Genomic DNA, 19,298 nt, shown 5'->3' with positions numbered 1-19,298 from the left:
TTTTTAATGATACGGCGACCACCGAGATCTACACTCTTTCCCTACACGACGCTCTTCCGATCTAGAACAGGAAAATATAGGTTCGATTTTGAAATAGATGATGTAAACAAAGGTTATGTATTTTATATATTAGATTCAAAACAAGAAGAGAAGAGTAGAGGATATAGTTATGACACGGGAGTAACTGTTGAATTACAAGCTAATATGGAATATAAATTGGTAGTAGAGCATCAAGAAGATGAAAAAGTTAAATATAGTATAACAATTAATGTACCGGAAGAAGTCAAAAATATAGAAGGAGGGGTGATAAAAGATACAATTAGATATAAGGACCAGGAAAACGAATATACATATTTAGCAGTTAATTCAGGAGTATATAGATTTGATTTTGAAATAGATGATGTTAATAAAGAATACTATTTTTATATATATGATTCTAAAAATGAAGAATTGATGTCTAAAAGTTCCTCTGACGATGGAGGAACGATTGAATTATCTGCAGGTCAAGTTTATAAAGTGAAGATAGTTCAACGAGAAGAAATGCCACAATATAGTGTAATTATAAATAAACCTAATAGTGCCAAAGATGTAAGTAAAAATATAATTAAAGGAAATACTAAATTTACCGACCAGTTAGATATTTATTTTTATGAGGCTCCGAGAACAGGAAAATATAGATTCGATTTCGAAATAAATGATGTTAATGATAGATATGATTTTATAATATTAGATAGCAAAAAGAAAGAAATTGTCAATACTAATTCTTATTATGAAGGAAAGACAATAGAACTGGAAAAGGGGATGAGATATGAAATACATGTTATACAAAATATTGGATTTGCTAAATATAATGTACAAATACATGTACCGGATAAGGCTAAAATAATTGATAATAATGTTTTAAGAGGGAATATAAAATATATTGACCAACAAAATATTTATTATTTTACTGTAAAGAAGACAGGGAGATATTGTTTTAAATTTATGGCAAATAACAATGAAAATAGATATAAAATTACCATGTATGATTCAAAGAATAGAGATGTTTTTGATACATATAGTTCTGATTTTAATGAAGAGATAGAGTTGAAAAAAAATGAGAAATATAAAGTTTATATATGCTATTTTCAGGGGTTTGGAAAATATAAGGCAAGTATTAAAAGAGTATAAACGTATTATTTTAGAATGGGGGATTAAGGATAGAAATAAAACAAAGTAAAGGATAGGAGAAAATTTTTTCTATGTGATAGCTAAATTTTTGAAAGAGTATCTATAAAATATATAATTTATCTCAAGTATTTTATAAGAAATAGTACATTGAATATGAAGGTATTGAAACCTTCTGTCTGATAGTATAAGTGTCAGACAGAAGGTTCTTTTTTCTTTATGGTAATCGAAAATGAGAGCCTATGTTAGAAATAAGATAGGAGGAATCATTATTATGGCAAACTATTTTTATGAGGGAAATTTAAATGAGCAGGTGAATTACCATAAAAAAGGTAATATTGAATATTATGTTCGTGGTACATTGGAGGTAAATGGACGAGTTTATGAACGTTATGGCATGAAAACGCATTTTGTAGAAGAAGGAGAAGACTATATTGAATTGATAAGACAATATGTGGCTCCTTTTGTTCAGGAGGGAGATATATTAAGCATTAGTGAAAAAGTAATTTCCATATGTCAGCAAAATGTTATTCATATGGAAGATATGAAGCTATCAGGAATTACAAAACTGATGAGTAAGTTTGGCAAGAAAACAGAGAGTGGTATCGGCATTACAGAACCATATAAGCTGCAATTAATGATTGATATGAATGGTATGGGAAAAGTTTTATACGCAGGTGTTGTGGGAATGTTTGGAAAACTGATAGGAAAACATGGAATATTTTATAAAATTCTGGGAGAGGAATCGGCAGAAATTGATGGTTTTTATAGTCATTCTGCGTTTAAAGAATATAGCACTATGGCGATTCTTGTACCTCAAAAAGCCGGTGAGGTTTGTGATGAGATTTTTGAGGAGTTTCACATTCCTTCTATGATTGTGGATGCAAATGATATAAGTGTCAATATTCTTGGGAAATGTAAGATGTTGAAGGACATTTCTGACGAAGACCTTGCTGCCTATATCAGGGATAATCCGGCGGGTCAGGATGATGAGATGACACCATTTATTATTATTCGGGATATTACCGGACAAAAATCCCAACCTTATACGCCGAAGAAACCAAGAAAGCAGGCTTGAAAATTATCCTTGATACAAAATAGTTACATCTAACAACTATAAATAGTACCACAACCAATTTTTTCACCGGAGTTGCCGGATGGCTGTGTAGTAAAGTCATCTGGTGAACCGTGAATAATTACGGAGCGTCCAACAATATCCTTTATCATAAATCTTCCAGTGTAAAATACAGAGTAGGCATAGCCGTGACTTCCGAGAAGCGGCGGCATATCTCCTGCATGCATTGGGTGTGGAAAGTCACAGGGATTATAATGATTTCCCGTTTTATCGAAGGGAAGAGAACAGTCTCCGTTTTCGTGTATATGCATACCGTAAAAAGCGCTTGGATATTCATTTGACATATCCGGGAGATTTCTGATTTCTGCTTTTACTAAAGTACCGCTGCAGGGAACGTCGTAAAAACATACAGTACCATTTAAATCGGGATTATTTTCATTGCCGCAAATATTGGCATAAGCGGCAGGGCATGTGTTATTTAATATGTGCATAAAAGATGTTCTATAATTCATATGAAAGATTATCCATATTTTTTTATATTATATGTCGTAGTTAAAAATGCGTGAAAGTAAAAATAATAAATTTAAAATAGACTACCATATTAAAATCTGATTACTTGCAAATTAATTTAGGATAAAACATAATAAATGCAAATGGGAAGCGCTATATGAAATGAAGATATTGAATAGAGATATTATTTTTGTTATAATAATATGGTGTGCGAGTAAGGAAGAGATATTGAAAAAGAACAGGAAGAATGAACATGGGAAAATTTACGGGATACTTAATTTGCACAGATTGTGATGGAACACTGACATATGAGCAGGGAAAACTATCAGATGAAAATGCGAGAGCAATCAAATACTTTCAGGAGGAAGGTGGGTTGTTTACGCTTGCCACAGGTAGATTTCCAGACCATGCAAAGCTGTTTCGGGAGAAATTTCATAGTAATGCACCAATTGTATCTTTAAATGGGACAATACTATATGACGAGCAGACAGGAAAGTTATTAAATACATGGCCAATGAACAAAAAAGACTGTTTTGAACTATTGTCATATATACATAAGACTTGGCCTGAGGTTGGAGAATACTGGTTAAACGGTCTGAAGGATGATGGTAAGACATTTGAAAGCTCAGGTTTCATAGCAAGAGACCATCACAGTGATAGTAATGCATTAAGAGAATATATGGACAAGTTATCTGATACACAACTAAAAATGGTCATTATCCAGCATGAAGATATGACATCTATCGTACAAAAAGATTTAAAACAAAAATTTGGTGATAAATTTTGTTTTGATTCGAGTTGGGCGAATGGTATTGAAATAAACAGTGTGGATAGTGGAAAGGGTGTCGCAGTACGATACTTGAAAGAACATTTGGATAGGGATATTCATACAACAGTGGGTATCGGAGATTATGAAAATGATATTACTCTCTTAAAGTGTGCGGATATCGGTTATGCAGTAGGAAATGCCCTGGATAGTGTAAAAGCGGTTGCAGATAGGATAACAGTGAGAAATACTGAAAATGCGATTGCAAAAATTATAAGTGATTTGGGACAATTTTAGAAATTTATCACACAAAATAATTAGAAGTTGTTAGCAGGAGGATAAAAGATGGATAAGAAAAAGAAAAATATTATTGCGATAGCTGTAGTTGCAGTTATTTTAATTGTTATTGTTATACTTGTTGTTGTGGGTAGAAATAATAAAGATGATAAAGAAAAAGAAAGCACGGTAACTACCACAGTATCAACAGAGACAACAATTGCAGATAAGAATGCAGATAAAGCGACAGACCCTCAGGATTTACCGGTAGGTGATGAAGAGTCAACAAAGAAAAAATCGGGTTCTAAGAAAAAAGATAAGAATAAAGAAACGAATTTCTGGGATAACGTATCTGTAATAGAAGAAACACAGAGAAGCGAACCTAAGACAAACAAAAAAGGTGAAACGATAACAGAGGAATATCCGGGGCAAAATGACGGATGGTCACCAATTGTATCGCCAGATGATTTGGAAAAGGACAAATAAAATATAAAATATAGTAATTTTCAACAAAATAACAAAAAAAATGGGCTAGTGTGTTTACACTAGCTGTTTTTTGTGTATAATATAATGTGGACCGACAGATACTTTAAAGGGAAACAAAAGTTTCGTAAGGAAGAAAGGATACTGTATTGAAACAACAAGATTTTAATCAAAAAATTGAAGAGCTAGTTGAAAAATGTCAGAACAAAGATAATCAGATAACAACATCTGAGATAAAAAAATTTTTCTCAGAGGACAAGCTTACAGCAAAGCAGGAGATAACTATTCTTGCAAGATTAAGTGAAAGTAATATTAGTGTTGTCATGTCTGATATCGATGCAGAATCTAAGAGTGCAGATGTCGATGAAAAGCCAAAGACAGCAGATGGAGCAGAACCGGATAATCCGGAGGAAGAATTGAGTGAAATTGATTTAGTAACTGAGCCTACGGATGAGGAGATAGCATTGGTTGATGTCGATGCGGACGACTTACTGGGACCTACAGACGAGGACTTTGAAAACGATGATGATGAGGCAGTAGAATTAGATGCTGTAGATTTGCTCGAGGGTGTAGGAACAGAAGACCCCGTGAGAATGTACTTAAAAGAGATTGGTACAGTAGCTTTGTTGACAGCAGAAGAAGAACTTGAGCTTGCAAAGCGTAAGACAGAGGGCGATATGCTCGCAAAGGAAAAGTTAATAAATGCGAATTTACGTCTTGTAGTTAGTATTGCAAAGAGATATACAGGGCGTGGTATGAGTTTTCTTGATTTGGTTCAGGAGGGAAATCTGGGCCTTATTAAGGGTGTAGAAAAATTTGATTACACAAAGGGTTATAAGTTAAGTACATACGCAACCTGGTGGATTAGACAGTCGGTTACCAGAGCATTGGCAGACCATGCGAGAACAATTCGTGTGCCGGTTCATATGGTAGAAACCATTAACAGAATGTCAAAGATGCAGAGAAAACTTACATTAGAATTGGGGTATGAGCCATCTACAAAGGAATTGGCAGATGCATTGGATATGACAGAGGAAAAGGTTTTGGAAATCATGCAGATAGCCAGGAAACCTGCATCACTTGAAACACCGATTGGCGAGGAAGATGATTCCAATCTTGGAGATTTTGTGGCAGATAACAATACGGTTACACCGGAAGCGAATATCGAATCGGTTATGCTCCGTGAACATATTGATGTGTTGTTACAGGATTTAAAGGATAGAGAGAGAGAAGTCATCATTTTAAGATTCGGATTAAGAGATGGACATCCGAGGACGCTTGAAGAGGTTGGCAAGATTTTTAATGTCACAAGAGAGCGTATCAGACAGATTGAGGCGAAGGCTTTGAGAAAGCTGCGTAATCCTGTCAGAAGCAAAAAAATTAAAGACTTTTTAAATGATTAAGAAAAATGCTTAATAATTAAAGGATTTTTTATAAAATAGTAAGTTGAATCAGACGATAGCTTAATATAATAATAAAAAAATACACTAAAACTTAATTTTACTTGATTTTTCTTTGAAAATAGTTTATAAAATTAAGTAGTAAATAAAGAGGGTGCAAAGGCGTACCGTAGCGATTGCTATGTGTTTCTTTGCACCCTTTTTACATTAGGAGGATATATCATGAATCAGAATGTATTATTCAAACAGGCGAAAGAAAATGGATTGTATGACGAACGCTTTGAACATGACAATTGCGGTATTGGTGCTGTAGTGAATATTAAGGGCGTGAAAAGTCATGAAACGGTAGAGAATGCGTTAAGGATTGTAGAAAACTTAGAACATCGTGCGGGAAAGGATGCTGAGGGAAAAACCGGAGACGGCGTAGGTATTATGCTGCAGATTTCTCATAAGTTTTTTAAAAAAGTGACCAAATCCTTAGGATTTGATATTGGTGGAGAGAGAGAATATGGTGTGGGAATGTTCTTTATGCCACAGGATGAGTTGAAACGCAATCGTGAAATGAAGATGATTGAAATAATAACGGAAAAGGAAGGATTAGAGTTTCTCGGCTGGCGACAGGTTCCTGTCCATCCGGAAGTCCTTGGAACAAAAGCGTTGGAGTGCATGCCTTGCATTATGCAATGTTTTATAAAAAAACCGGAAAATGTAGAAAAGGGTCTGCCTTTTGACCGTATGCTTTACATAGTAAGAAGAGTTTTCTCTCACAGTAATACAGGTACTTATACAGTTTCATTGTCAAGTAGAACTATCGTATATAAGGGAATGTTTCTGGTAGACCAGTTAGGCTCATTTTTTGCCGATTTAATGGATAAAAACTATGATTCAGCAATCGCATTGGTACATTCCAGATTTTCTACCAATACACAGCCAAGCTGGAGACGTGCGCATCCAAACAGATTCATTGTTCATAATGGAGAAATTAATACAATTCGTGGAAATGCTGATAATATGCTTGCAAGAGAGGAGTCAATGTCCAGTGAGTATATGCAAAATTCTCTTCAGAAGGTTATGCCTGTTGTCGATGTAGAAGGTTCAGATTCGGCAATGCTGGATAATACATTAGAATTTTTGGTAATGAATGGAGTGGAACTTCCTTTAGCGGTTATGATGTGTATTCCTGAACCTTGGGAGAAAAATGATACCATCAGTCAGACAAAGAAGGATTTCTATCAATATTATGCCACAATGATGGAGCCTTGGGATGGTCCCGCATCTATACTTTTTTCCGATGGAGATTATATGGGCGCTATCTTAGATAGAAACGGATTAAGACCGTCAAGATATTACATTACAAATGATGATTATTTGATTTTATCTTCGGAAGTCGGTGTTTTGGATATTAATCCGGCTAAGATTGTTGTTAAGGAGAGACTGCGTCCGGGACGTATGCTGCTGGTAGACACGGTTAACGGAAAGTTAATAGATGATGATGAGTTGAAAGAAAGTTATGCGGCAAGAAAACCATATGGAGAATGGTTAAACAATAATCTTGTGTACTTAAAAGATATTAATATTCCAAATGTAAGAGTTGAAACATTCGAAAAAGAAGAAAGGCAGAGATTGCAGAAAACTTTTGGATTTACATTTGAGGATTTAAAGAGAATTATTCCTATGGCAAATAATGGAATAGAGGCGACAATGGCAATGGGTAAGGATACACCACTTGCCGTGCTGAGTGAAAAAACGCATCCATTGTTTAATTATTTTAAGCAGTTGTTTGCACAGGTTACAAATCCACCTATCGATGCCATTAGAGAAGAAATTGTGACTTCTACATCTGTCTATATTGGCAAGGATGGTAATATTCTTGAGGAACAGCCGGAAAATTGTAAGGTGCTTAAAATTAAACATCCTATTTTAACGAACACAGATATTTTGAAATTAAAAAATATTAATGTACCGGGATTTAAGACAGCAGTCGTTCCAATTATTTATTATAAAGGAATTTCTCTTGAAAAAGCGATTGACCAGGTATTTGTAAATGTAGACAAGGCACATAAGGATGGAGCGAATATTATTATACTTTCTGACAGGGGAGTAGACGAGTACCATGTACAGATTCCATCTCTTCTTGCGGTTTCGGCGGTACATCAGTATTTGGTTAAGACGAAGAAGAGAACAACCCTGTCCTTAGTTCTTGAGAGTGGCGAGCCAAGAGCAGTACATCATTTTGCTACACTTTTGGGGTATGGTGCCAGTGCAATCAATCCTTATCTTGCACATGAGACGATTAAACAGATGGTGGACGAGGGGATGATTAATAAAGACCCATATGCAGCCATTGATGATTATAATGAGGCAGTTCTCGGCGGTATCGTTAAGATAGCATCTAAGATGGGAATTTCAACGATTCAGTCCTATCAGGGGTCTCAGATTTTTGAGGCAATTGGTATTTCGAAAGAAGTCATTGATAAATATTTCACAGGAACAGTAAGCCGTGTGGAAGGTATTACAATGAAAGACATTGAGGATAACGTTGAGAAGCTTCACTCGAAAGCATTTGACCCATTAGGACTTGATGTTGATTTGACATTAGAAAGTAATGGTGACCACAAACTAAGAAGTGGAAAAGAGGAACATAAATATAATCCTGCAACGATTCATACATTACAGCAGGCAACTTGGACGGATAATTATGAGTTGTTTAAACAGTATACTCATATGATAGATGAAGAAATGGCGCCGGTTCATTTGAGAGGTCTTATAGACTTTAACTATCCGGAGGATGGAGGTATTCCTATCGAGCAGGTAGAGAGTGTTGAATCTATTATGAAGAGATTCAAGACAGGAGCTATGTCTTATGGTTCCATTTCTCAGGAAGCACATGAGACAATGGCAATTGCAATGAATATGATAGGAGGACGTTCTAATTCAGGTGAAGGAGGAGAGTCTATCGAACGTCTTACGATTGGAGAAGACGGACTGAATAAATGTTCAAAGATTAAACAGGTTGCTTCGGGACGTTTTGGAGTTACATCAAGATATTTAGTGAGCGCCGAGGAAATTCAGATTAAGATGGCTCAGGGAGCAAAACCGGGTGAAGGTGGACATCTGCCCGGAAAGAAAGTTTATCCTTGGATAGCAAAGACCAGATATTCTACACCGGGAGTTAGCCTGATTTCACCACCACCACATCATGATATATATTCTATTGAGGATTTGGCGCAGCTTATTTATGATTTGAAAAACTCTAACAGAGATGCCCGCATTTCGGTTAAACTTGTTTCGGAAGCAGGTGTTGGTACTGTGGCGGCAGGTGTGGCAAAAGCAGGAGCACAAGTTATTTTAGTTTCAGGATTTGACGGCGGTACAGGAGCTGCACCGGAAAACTCTATTTATAATGCAGGGCTTCCTTGGGAGTTGGGTCTTGCGGAAGCACATCAGACATTAATTGCAAATGGACTCAGAAATAAAGTTGTTGTTGAGACAGACGGTAAGTTAATGAGTGGTAGAGATGTGGCTATTGCGGCAATGCTCGGAGCAGAGGAGTATGGATTTGCAACAGCACCTCTTGTTACTATGGGATGCGTTATGATGAGGGTATGTAACCTGGATACCTGTCCTGTAGGCGTGGCAACGCAGAATCCGGAACTCAGAAAGAGATTTCAAGGAAAACCGGAGTATGTTGTAAACTTTATGAAATTTATCGCTCAGGAACTTAGAGAATATATGGCTAAGTTAGGTGTTAAAACATTAGATGAGCTGATTGGAAGAGCAGATTTATTAAGAGTGAAAGAAAATATCGAGTCTGATAGGGCAAAAGAAGTGTGTCTGTCAAGGATTTTGAATACGGATTTTGCAGACAAGAGAGTTGAATATTTAAAGAAAAATGAGTATGACTTTGAACTGGAAAAGACAAAGGATATGACAGTTCTTCTTAAGAAATTAGGAAAGGCATTAGATGCCAAAAAAGCAGCATCTGTAGAAGTAGATGTCACAAATATTGACCGGTCTTTTGGAACAATCTTTGGTTCGGAAATTACAAAGAAGTATCATGATACATTAGATGATGATATGTATATGATAAGATGTAATGGCGCCGGTGGACAGAGTTTTGGTGCGTTTATACCAAATGGTATGACAATCGAGCTTACAGGTGACAGTAATGACTACCTTGGAAAAGGTTTGTCAGGTGGAAAGATTGTTGTGAAGCATCCAAAGGAATCCACGTTTAAGCAGGATGAAAATATTATTATCGGAAATGTTGCCCTTTATGGTGCAACCAGTGGTAAAGCATATATTGGCGGCGTAGCAGGTGAGCGTTTCTGTGTGAGAAACTCAGGTGCAACGGCAGTTGTTGAGGGTGTCGGTGACCATGGTTGTGAATACATGACAGGTGGACGTGTCGCAGTTATCGGAAAAGTTGGAAAGAATTTTGCAGCCGGAATGAGCGGTGGTGTTGCTTATGTATTGGATGAAAACAATGACCTTTATAGAAAAGTAAATAAAACTTTGGTATCTACTGAGGAACTTTCAAATAAGTATGACGTATTAGAACTCAAGGGAATGTTGGAGGAACATGTAAAGTATACCAATTCCGTTAAAGGTAAGGAAATATTAGAACATTTTGAAGAATACCTACCAAAATTCAAAAAGATAATTCCTTATGATTATAAGAAGATATTGAATGCTATTGCAAAGATGGAAGAAAAAGGTTTGAATCCGGAACAGGCACAGATAGAAGCATTCTATGCGGCAACAAGATAGAAAGAGAGGTAGAAGTGATGGGAAAACCAACAGGATTTTTAGATTATGAGCGTGAAGAGGCAAAGGCTGTTTCACCGAAAGAGAGAATTAAAAATTTTAATGAGTTTCATGAGCCACTGTCTATGGAAAAGCAGAAATGCCAGGCGGCAAGATGTATGGAATGTGGAGTGCCGTTTTGTCAAAATGGTCAGGTTATCTCAGGTATGGTATCCGGCTGTCCGTTGAATAACCTGATTCCGGAATGGAATGATTTATTATATATGGGAAATTTAGAACAGGCATATAACCGTCTGCATAAAACAAATAATTTTCCTGAGTTTACATCAAGAGTATGTCCGGCGTTGTGTGAAAAAGCATGTACATGTGGATTGAATGGGGATGCAGTTTCCGTAAGAGCCAATGAGCATTTGATTATTGAAAATGCTTACAGTGAAGGATATGCCGGGGCAAAAGCGCCAACCGTGAGAACAGGTAAGAAAGTTGCAGTTATCGGTTCCGGTCCGGCGGGGCTTGCAGCAGCAGACCAGTTAAATAAAAGAGGACACAGTGTAACTGTCTATGAGAGAGATGACAGAGCAGGTGGACTGTTGATGTATGGCATACCAAATATGAAGCTGGAAAAACATATTATTGACAGAAAAATTGACATTATGAAAGAAGAAGGGGTTACATTTATAACCGGTGTCAATGTTGGTAAAGATATCAAGGCATCAGAGATTCTGAAAAAACATGACAAAGTAATTCTCGCATGTGGTTCAAGAAATGCAAGAGATATTACTGCCAAGGGAAGAGAGGCAGAAGGTATTTATTTTGCTGTCGATTTCTTAACATCAACTACAAAGAGTCTTTTAAATAATGGAAAATTAGTAGATGGCACATATATTTCAGCGAAAGATAAAGATGTAGTCGTAATCGGTGGTGGTGATACAGGAAATGACTGTGTGGGAACGAGTATCAGGCATGGAGCCAAAAGTGTTCTACAGCTTGAAATGATGCCAAAGGCGCCGGATACAAGAGCTGAAAATAATCCATGGCCGGAGTGGCCGAAAATCTGTAAGACAGATTATGGTCAGGAAGAAGCTATTGCTATGTTTGGTGAAGACCCACGCGTATACCAGACGACAGTAAAAGAATTTGTGAAAGATAAAGATGGGAAGCTTTGTAAATTAGTTCTTGTAAAACTAGAGGCAAAGGAAGACGAAAAAACAGGTCGTATCAACATGGTTGAAATTGCCGGAAGTGAGTACGAAGTGGATTGTCAGTTGGTATTGATTGCAGCAGGATTTTTGGGAAGTGAGGACTATGTTACAAAAGCATTTAAGGTAGACACAACACCGAGAACGAATGTAGCGACAATGCCTGGAAAATATGCGACAAGTGCAGAGAATGTATTTACTGCCGGAGATGCTCACAGAGGACAGTCATTGGTTGTCTGGGCAATCAGAGAGGGGCGTGACTGTGCGAGAGAAGTGGATGAGGCATTAATGGGATATAGCAATTTATAACTATCAGTGTATAGATTGGGAAATATTTTTAATATTATAATTTTTTGAGAACAAAAGCGTCTTTTATGTTAATTGCATAGGAAGACGCTTTGTTATTGTTAAATTTATTTCATAGTGTATAATATTCTTAATGATATTTATGATAGTATTTAGCAAAAAAATAGGAGTCAAGGAATATGGAAAATAATTTTGAACAGGTTGCAATGAAAGTGTCGTTTATAAGCATTGTTACGAATATTCTATTATCAGTTTTGAAGGCATTTGCAGGATTGGCTGCACATTCGGGGGCGATGCTCAGTGATGCCGTTCATTCTGCATCAGATGTTTTTAGTACGATTGTGGTTATTATAGGCATAAAAATATCGAGTAAAGAATCGGACAAAGAGCATCCGTATGGACATGAGAGACTTGAATGTGTGGCAGCAATTGTATTGGCTACAATTCTTTGCATTACCGGATTGGGAATCGGATATTCGGCATTGAAAAACGTAATTGGGAGAGAATATAATGAATTGGCAGTACCGGGGATGCTGGCTTTAGTTGCTGCGATTGTTTCTATTTTAGTGAAGGAATCTATGTTTTGGTATACAAAAATTTATGCGAAAAAGATTGATTCCAGTGCATTAATGGCAGATGCCTGGCATCACAGGTCTGATGCATTATCTTCTGTGGGTGCGCTGATAGGTATTGCCGGAGCAAGAATGGGATATCCGGTGCTTGATTCTATTGCCAGCCTTGTTATTTGTATTTTTATTGTAAAGGCGGCGTATGACATTTTTAAAGATGCAGTTAGAAAAATGATTGATGAGGCATGTGATGAAGAGACAGAAAACAAATTGAGAGAGCTGGCGCTTTCCCAAGATGGTGTCCTTGGAGTAGATTTACTTCGTACAAGAGTCTTTGGTAATAAAATTTATGTTGATATTGAGATTGGTGCAGATGGTGAAAAACCACTTAAGGAAACTCACGAAATTGCAGAAAAAGTACATGATACTATTGAGAAAAATTTTCCAAAGGTAAAACATATTATGGTTCATGTAAATCCGGCAAAATAACAAAAAGAGAGAAATCCTTTTCTTTGTATCTTCTGCAAAATATGTTATAATAATAAAGTTGCTGAAATATAATTTATGAAAAGAAACTATAAAGATATACTGGAGGTAGTATATGAAAGTATTGATGTTTAATGGAAGCCCGAAAGAAAAGGGATGTACATATACAGCACTTGAGGAAATGGCGAAAGTCTTAAATGAAGAAGGCGTTGAAACGGAAATTATGCATGTTGGTGCAAGACCGCAGGGAAGCTGCATGGGATGCGGTGGATGTGGAACTACAGGAGAATGTGTGTATGGCGGAGAAGTTGTTGAGGCTGCAAAGAAATTGCAGCATGCTGACGGCGTGGTTTTTGGAAGTCCGGTGCATTATGCTTCTGTAAGTGGAAATATGATGGGGTTTATGCATAGGCTTGCATGGAGTGCAGGAAAATACTTGAAGTATAAGCCGGCAGCGATGGTGGTAAGTGCAAGACGTGCGGGAACGACCAGCGCATTGGATGAGATTGCAAAGATTCCGGAATTTTATCATATGCCATTAATTAATGGAAATTACTGGCCTATGGTGCATGGAAGTAATCCGGATGATGTGAGAAAAGACGAGGAAGGTCTTCAGATTGTAAGAAATATTGCAAGAAATATGGCATGGATTTTAAAATGTATCGAGGTAGGGAAACAAAATGGAATCGAGCATCCGGAACCGGAAAATCCTGTTAAAACAAATTTCATAAGATAGTATAAATATTCATAGAAAAGTAACAAAACCTTTATTGCATATATTTAGCATAAATAATATACTGTAGGAGGTCAAACAAATAAACGGACGAAAGGAAATACGACATAATGGAAGATAATAAGAATTGTCAATCAGAAGACATTATAGAAGATGTTTCAGAAGATACAGCCGCAGACGAGGGAAGCGCTGTTGAAAAAAACACAGACACAAAGGAAAAAGAACCTTTCAGTGTAAAAAAGGAGCTTTTCAGCTGGCTGAGAATTATTGTAATTGCGGTAGTAATTGCATTTACAATTAATAATTTTATCATAATGAATGCTAATGTTCCATCAGGTTCAATGATGAATACGATTATGAAGGGTGATAGGATGATAGGTCTTCGTACAGCATATTGGTTCTCAGAGCCGGAGAGAGGAGATATTATTATTTTTAATAATCCCGATTATAATGAGAGCAGTAAGAAAGATGATAAATATTATGTAAAGCGTGTTATTGGACTTCCAGGAGAAAAGGTTGTAATAAAAGATGCAAAAATATATATCAATGACTCAGAAACACCTTTAGATGAACCATATTTACCGGAAGAATGGACATATGTAAATGGTTCCGATGAAGTGTTAGAGTATAATGTTCCAAAAGGATGCTATTTTATGTTGGGAGATAATAGAAATAATTCCAGTGATGCAAGATTTTGGAATAATACTTATTTAAAACGTTCTGAGATAATTGCAAAGGCTGAATTTAAGTATTGGCCTTGGAACCATAAAGGTTTTTTTGAAAAAGTAACATATGCGCAATAGGGATAAGCATTTTTGCAGGCTAATTGCTTTTTTAGCCGCTGATATAAATAAAAAGTTTCATGAAATATTTCATGGAACTTTTTATTTGAAAAAATACATTAGAGTAGAATAATAAAATTTTATATTTCAAAAACGAAAGCGCTTTCTACGACTTCAAATCCAAGCTTATTGTATAATTTTACAGCAGCAATATTTTCTTTTGTAACGTGTAAGATTGCATAGTGAAAATCGGAATTAAGATGTGAGAGTATACTTGTCATTAAAATGAGACCATATCCTTGATTTCTATCGTTCTCATTGATAAACACATCATGGATGCATGCGCAGGAGGAATTGATTTTATCTACTATACAGGAACCGATTATCTTATTATCTTCAATATATAAATATTTTTCTCCGGATTCCGTGGGAATTGATTTCAATAGAACGGTGTTTTTTTGAGGTTTAAATTTCTGCAAATCTGTTTTCATCAAGTATTCTGTTCTGACACATTCAAATCCAAAATGAGAAATAATATTCATTTCATTCCGGTTTCTTGGGTCTATAGTTATAGTCATAGTATAATCATCATAGTCGTTTAATAAGGTGTCAAAGAGAAGTGACATAATCTTTTGATTTCTAAATTCAGGTAAAACATACCCATAAAGTTCAGCATAGAAGTCTTCCAAACAGTCTACATGAATAAAACCAATCTGTGTTCCATTGCAGGTGGCATAATAGAGTATTGGAAGTGTAGCGTTTGCAATATTATCTTGAAAGAGCGTTGGAATAAATTTATTATATTTCAGACATTTATTGTATATATCAAAACAATTTTTTTTCAAATCTGATGAAATTTTATAAGCTTTATGAATTATTATTTTTTCCCGCATTTTATTCATTCCTTTTGCTATATTATAGATTGTAAGGGTTGATGTCCAACTTAAATCTTAATTTTGGGGTTAGAGAGAATTTTTGTATCATTGCCACTGTTATGGTTTGATTATACCAAATACAATGGTAAAAAAATAGTATCTATGATATAGTGGGAAAAGCAAAGTTTAGGATAAATAGCAGCAGATAGAAAGTGAGGATTCTATGTTAAAAATTGGTTCGCATGTTGGAATGAGTGGAAAGGAAATGCTCCTTGGTTCCGCAAAAGAGGCGAAGTCTTACGGTGCAAATGTTTTTATGGCATATACCGGCGCTCCTCAAAATACGAGAAGAAAAGATGTCAGTGAGTTGAAAATAAAAGAGGCATGGGAATATATGAATGAAAATGGCATTGAGGACATTATTATTCATGCACCATATATTATTAATCTGGGAAATACAATAAAACCGGAAACGTATGAGATTGCGGAGAAATTTTTAGCAACGGAGCTTGAGAGAACAAGCGCTATGGGAAGTCATGTAATGGTACTTCATCCGGGTTCCCATGTAGGTGCCGGAGTGGATGCGGGAATTGCCCAGATTGTGAATGGAATTAATCAGGTTCTTACCAGAGAAAGTGACGTTTATATTGCCCTTGAAACAATGGCCGGAAAAGGCAGTGAAATAGGAAGAAGTTTTGAGGAATTGGCAAGGATATATGATGGGGTGAAATATAATGACAAGCTGAGAGTATGTTTTGATACATGCCATGTGAATGACAGTGGATATGACCTTGTTCATAATCTTAGTGGTACATTGGAGGCTTTTGACAGGGTTATCGGAACAGACCAAATTGCAGTATTTCATATTAATGACAGTAAGAATCCATGTGGTGCGTCTAAGGATAGGCATGAAAATATCGGTTTTGGACATATTGGTTTTGACACGTTAAAAGAGATAATTTATATGAAAGAGTTTGAGGATATTCCAAAAATTTTGGAGACACCATATGTAAAAAATCCGGAAAACAGTAAGAAGTCGTATGCGCCATATAAATATGAAATAGCCATGATAAGAGAAGGAAAGTTTGAGCCAAACTTACAGAATGAGGTTATAAGCAATGGATAATTTAATATACAGTTTCAATGCTACAGTACCTGTATTTATTGTTATTGTGGCGGGATATCTGTTGAAAAAAGCCGGATGGATAAATGAAGGTTTTATTACATCAGCAAACAAAATTAATTTTAATATTACGCTCCCGGCACTGTTAATACAGGATATGATGAACAACGATTTTTTACAAAAATTTGACTTGTCATATGTTTTATACTGTGCGATTGTTTCATCCATCAGTTTTTTTGGCACATGGATAATCACTAAGGCAGTAATGCGGGATAAGACGATTATAGGAGAGTTTGTTCAGGCGGCATACAGAAGCAGTGCAGCAGTTCTCGGAACGGCATTTGTACTCAATATTTACGGTGATACAGGTATGGTTCCGCTGATGATTTTAGGAGCGGTACCGCTTTATAACATTTATGCAGTATGGATTTTAACGGCAGAGTGCCCTGAAAAAGACACTGCACATACTAAGACGATAAAGACAACATTAAAGGGGATTGTCACTAACCCTATTATTTTAAGTATTATTGTGGGAGTTATTTTATCAGCGCTGCAAGTAGATTTTCCAAAGATGATAGATTCTACGATAAGTAATTTTGCAAGACTCACAACACCGTTGGCTCTTTTGGCTATTGGTGGAAGCTTCGAGTTTGGAAAGGCTATTGCAAAAGTAAAACCGGCAATGGTCGCTGCTTTTTTAAAGCTAGTTGGCTGGTCAGTTATATTTTTACCGCTTGCGGTATGGCTGGGTTATCGCGATGCAAAACTTATGGCAGTGGTAATTATGTTGGCATCGCCTACCACACCGAGTTGTTACATAATGGCAAAAAGCATGAAATCAGAGGGGACACTTACAAGCAGCGTGATTGTTCTCACAACAATGTGTTCAGCTTTTACAATTACAGCGATTATTTTTGTACTGAAAAGTTTAAACTATTTATAGAGAAATAAAGGAGTAGTGAAAGAATGAAAAGAAGTGAACAGAATGTTAATGACACATGGAGAATGGAAGATATGTTTTCCAGTGACGAAGCGTGGGAAAAAGATTTTGAAAAAGCTTCAGAAATGATATCTCAGTATTCAAAGTTTGCAGGTAAAGTTTCCAAAGATAAAGAAGATTTGATTGGGTATTTTCATTTGAATGATGAAATCAATTTATTAGTAGAAAGGTTATATGTTTATTCAAACCAGAAATATCATGAGGACATGACAGAGGCAAAATATCAGGCGTATTCCGGGAAGGCACAGAAGCTTTTGGTCGATATTGGGAGTGCAAGTGCATATTTTGAACCGGAACTTTTAGAGATGGACGAGAGAAAGCTCTTAGAATGGATGGAGGATGAACGTTTATCAGATTATAGAAGGTATGTCAGCGAAGTGCTCAGAAAAAAGGAGCATACTCTGGATAAAAAGACCGAAGAAATTCTGGCAAAAAGTCAGAAGATGGCGTCGGCAGCGGATAATATATATGCGATGTATAACGGTGCCGACATTGATTTTCCTTCAGTGACAGACAGTGACGGTGAAGAGATAAAGATTACGCATGGAAATTTTGTTCCGATTCTTGGTGGAACGGACAGGGAACTTCGCAGGAGAGCTTTTATAGCGCTCTATGATACTTATGGGAAAATGAAAAATACAATTGCCGCAACATTTAATGCAAATGTGGAACAGGCATGTTTTTATGCTGATGTGAGAAATTATTTGTCGACATTAGAAATGTATTTAGATGGAAGTAATATACCGGTGTCTGTATATGATAATCTCATAGAGGTTGTGCATGAAAAGATGGATTTAATGCATAGGTATGTGAAACTTAGAAAGAAAATTTTAGGTGTGGATGAGCTTCATATGTATGATGTGTATGCACCGATTGCTAAGCCACCCAAAGAAAAAATATCTTTTGAGAAGGCAAAAGAGATGGTGTTAGAGGGACTTGCACCGATGGGGGAAGCATATTTAAGCAAGTTAAAAGAAGGTTTTGCTAACCGATGGATTGATGTATATGAAAATGAGGGAAAGCGAAGCGGTGCATATTCCTGGGGTGCGTATGGTGTTCATCCCTATGTGTTATTAAATTATCAGGGAACGTTAGATGATGTATTTACGCTGGCACATGAAATGGGGCATGCCTTGCATTCCTATTATTCAGATGCAAATCAGCCATATATCCAGGCGGGATATCGTATTTTTGTGGCAGAGGTAGCTTCTACATGTAACGAGTCACTGCTGATACACGATTTGTTGAAAAAGACAGAGGATAAGGAGACAAAAGCATATTTAATTAATCATTTTCTGGAACAATTTAAGGGAACTTTATATCGTCAGACAATGTTTGCTGAGTTTGAAAAAATAACACATGGTATGGTTGAAAAGGGAGAAACATTGACGAGTGATGTTCTATGTAAAATATACTATGATTTAAATAAACAATACTTTGGTCCGGAAATGGTCTCTGATGAAGAAATTGCATTGGAATGGGCAAGGATTCCGCATTTTTATAATCCTTTCTATGTATATCAATATGCTACAGGAATATCGGCAGCGATAGCGCTTTCAAGAAAAATAATGAAAGAGGGGGAAAAAGGCGTTGAGGATTATATGAAATTCCTGACAGGAGGAGGTTCAAAAGACCCAATCGAATTGTTAAAATTAGCCGGAGTTGATATGAATGAAAAGAAGCCGATAGAAGAAGCGTTAGAACTGTTTCGTGAGTTGTTAGACCAAATGGAAGCTTTAACAGCAGAAGTTTAGAGGTTTATTTATAATTGAATAAAAAAA

At 36.3% G+C, this 19,298-nt stretch carries 14 protein-coding genes; 12 read left to right on the top strand and 2 right to left on the bottom strand.

Features of this window, described 5'->3' with window-relative positions; all coding sequences use genetic code 11:
* Window positions 1–1,441: 1,441 nt before the first annotated feature.
* Complete coding sequence (locus tag Q5O86_RS01150; RefSeq protein WP_302625320.1) at window positions 1,442–2,245, top strand: coenzyme F420-0:L-glutamate ligase; 804 nt, start codon at window positions 1,442–1,444, stop codon at window positions 2,243–2,245.
* 29 nt (window positions 2,246–2,274) lie between these two features.
* Here the strand turns inward: Q5O86_RS01150 and Q5O86_RS01145 are convergent, their stop codons facing one another.
* Window positions 2,275–2,754, bottom strand: a complete 480-nt coding sequence (locus Q5O86_RS01145; RefSeq protein WP_302625319.1) for a superoxide dismutase family protein — start codon at window positions 2,752–2,754, stop codon at window positions 2,275–2,277.
* Window positions 2,755–3,005: 251 nt separating this feature from the next.
* Here Q5O86_RS01145 and Q5O86_RS01140 point away from each other — a divergent pair, with 251 nt between their 5' ends.
* From Q5O86_RS01140 to lepB, 8 genes are all read left to right on the top strand, one after another.
* Window positions 3,006–3,815: a Cof-type HAD-IIB family hydrolase gene (locus Q5O86_RS01140; RefSeq protein WP_302625318.1), complete on the top strand. Its 810-nt coding sequence runs from the start codon at window positions 3,006–3,008 to the stop codon at window positions 3,813–3,815.
* A 48-nt stretch (window positions 3,816–3,863) separates the two neighbouring features.
* A complete protein-coding gene (locus Q5O86_RS01135; protein WP_302625317.1) occupies window positions 3,864–4,280 on the top strand; it encodes a hypothetical protein in 417 nt (138 codons plus the stop codon).
* A 146-nt stretch (window positions 4,281–4,426) separates the two neighbouring features.
* Window positions 4,427–5,680: an RNA polymerase sigma factor RpoD gene (rpoD, locus tag Q5O86_RS01130; protein ID WP_302625316.1), complete on the top strand. Its 1,254-nt coding sequence runs from the start codon at window positions 4,427–4,429 to the stop codon at window positions 5,678–5,680.
* A gap of 219 nt (window positions 5,681–5,899) precedes the next feature.
* A complete protein-coding gene (gene gltB, locus Q5O86_RS01125; RefSeq protein ID WP_302625315.1) occupies window positions 5,900–10,447 on the top strand; it encodes a glutamate synthase large subunit in 4,548 nt (1,515 codons plus the stop codon).
* A gap of 17 nt (window positions 10,448–10,464) precedes the next feature.
* Window positions 10,465–11,952, top strand: coding sequence for a glutamate synthase subunit beta (locus Q5O86_RS01120; protein ID WP_302625314.1), 1,488 nt, complete (start codon window positions 10,465–10,467; stop codon window positions 11,950–11,952).
* A 176-nt stretch (window positions 11,953–12,128) separates the two neighbouring features.
* Window positions 12,129–13,007 (top strand): cation diffusion facilitator family transporter, encoded by an 879-nt coding sequence (locus Q5O86_RS01115; protein WP_302625313.1) that lies wholly within the window; start codon window positions 12,129–12,131, stop codon window positions 13,005–13,007.
* A 112-nt stretch (window positions 13,008–13,119) separates the two neighbouring features.
* Window positions 13,120–13,740: a flavodoxin family protein gene (locus Q5O86_RS01110; protein WP_302625312.1), complete on the top strand. Its 621-nt coding sequence runs from the start codon at window positions 13,120–13,122 to the stop codon at window positions 13,738–13,740.
* A gap of 107 nt (window positions 13,741–13,847) precedes the next feature.
* Entirely contained in the window at window positions 13,848–14,540 is a 693-nt protein-coding gene (gene lepB / locus Q5O86_RS01105; protein ID WP_302625311.1) for a signal peptidase I, read from the top strand.
* A 119-nt stretch (window positions 14,541–14,659) separates the two neighbouring features.
* Here the strand turns inward: lepB and Q5O86_RS01100 are convergent, their stop codons facing one another.
* The gene (locus Q5O86_RS01100) at window positions 14,660–15,412 is read right to left on the bottom strand and encodes a GNAT family N-acetyltransferase (protein WP_302625310.1); all 753 of its coding nucleotides are present in this window, start codon (window positions 15,410–15,412) and stop codon (window positions 14,660–14,662) included.
* 205 nt (window positions 15,413–15,617) lie between these two features.
* Here Q5O86_RS01100 and Q5O86_RS01095 point away from each other — a divergent pair, with 205 nt between their 5' ends.
* From Q5O86_RS01095 to pepF, 3 genes are read left to right on the top strand one after another with little or no spacing between them, the layout of a single operon-like run.
* Window positions 15,618–16,520 (top strand): deoxyribonuclease IV, encoded by a 903-nt coding sequence (locus Q5O86_RS01095; protein ID WP_302625309.1) that lies wholly within the window; start codon window positions 15,618–15,620, stop codon window positions 16,518–16,520.
* Window positions 16,513–17,460 (top strand): AEC family transporter, encoded by a 948-nt coding sequence (locus tag Q5O86_RS01090; RefSeq protein ID WP_302625308.1) that lies wholly within the window; start codon window positions 16,513–16,515, stop codon window positions 17,458–17,460. Before Q5O86_RS01095 ends, Q5O86_RS01090 begins: the two co-directional genes overlap by 8 nt.
* 23 nt (window positions 17,461–17,483) lie before the next feature.
* Window positions 17,484–19,271 carry an oligoendopeptidase F gene (gene pepF, locus Q5O86_RS01085; RefSeq protein ID WP_302625307.1) on the top strand — a complete coding sequence of 596 codons (1,788 nt, stop codon included), beginning with the start codon at window positions 17,484–17,486 and terminating at the stop codon, window positions 19,269–19,271.
* Window positions 19,272–19,298 lie beyond the last annotated feature (27 nt).

The organism is uncultured Eubacterium sp. (assembly GCF_937958975.1).
In the GTDB taxonomy this organism is placed as follows: Bacteria; Bacillota; Clostridia; order Lachnospirales; family Lachnospiraceae; genus Eubacterium_G.
The sequence above is the reverse complement of the archived record's forward strand: the minus strand, read 5'-3'. Positions and strand labels throughout refer to the sequence as shown.

Excerpts from the sequence above, each read along its gene's own strand:
- Q5O86_RS01150 (WP_302625320.1), top strand. The coding sequence starts at position 1,442 with ATGGCAAACTATTTTTATGAGGGAAATTTAAATGAGCAGGTGAATTAC.
- Q5O86_RS01145 (WP_302625319.1), bottom strand. The coding sequence starts at position 2,754 with ATGAATTATAGAACATCTTTTATGCACATATTAAATAACACATGCCCT.
- Q5O86_RS01140 (WP_302625318.1), top strand. The coding sequence starts at position 3,006 with ATGGGAAAATTTACGGGATACTTAATTTGCACAGATTGTGATGGAACA.
- Q5O86_RS01135 (WP_302625317.1), top strand. The coding sequence starts at position 3,864 with ATGGATAAGAAAAAGAAAAATATTATTGCGATAGCTGTAGTTGCAGTT.
- gltB (WP_302625315.1), top strand. The coding sequence starts at position 5,900 with ATGAATCAGAATGTATTATTCAAACAGGCGAAAGAAAATGGATTGTAT.
- Q5O86_RS01120 (WP_302625314.1), top strand. The coding sequence starts at position 10,465 with ATGGGAAAACCAACAGGATTTTTAGATTATGAGCGTGAAGAGGCAAAG.
- Q5O86_RS01115 (WP_302625313.1), top strand. The coding sequence starts at position 12,129 with ATGGAAAATAATTTTGAACAGGTTGCAATGAAAGTGTCGTTTATAAGC.
- Q5O86_RS01110 (WP_302625312.1), top strand. The coding sequence starts at position 13,120 with ATGAAAGTATTGATGTTTAATGGAAGCCCGAAAGAAAAGGGATGTACA.
- lepB (WP_302625311.1), top strand. The coding sequence starts at position 13,848 with ATGGAAGATAATAAGAATTGTCAATCAGAAGACATTATAGAAGATGTT.
- Q5O86_RS01100 (WP_302625310.1), bottom strand. The coding sequence starts at position 15,412 with ATGCGGGAAAAAATAATAATTCATAAAGCTTATAAAATTTCATCAGAT.
- Q5O86_RS01095 (WP_302625309.1), top strand. The coding sequence starts at position 15,618 with ATGTTAAAAATTGGTTCGCATGTTGGAATGAGTGGAAAGGAAATGCTC.
- Q5O86_RS01090 (WP_302625308.1), top strand. The coding sequence starts at position 16,513 with ATGGATAATTTAATATACAGTTTCAATGCTACAGTACCTGTATTTATT.
- pepF (WP_302625307.1), top strand. The coding sequence starts at position 17,484 with ATGAAAAGAAGTGAACAGAATGTTAATGACACATGGAGAATGGAAGAT.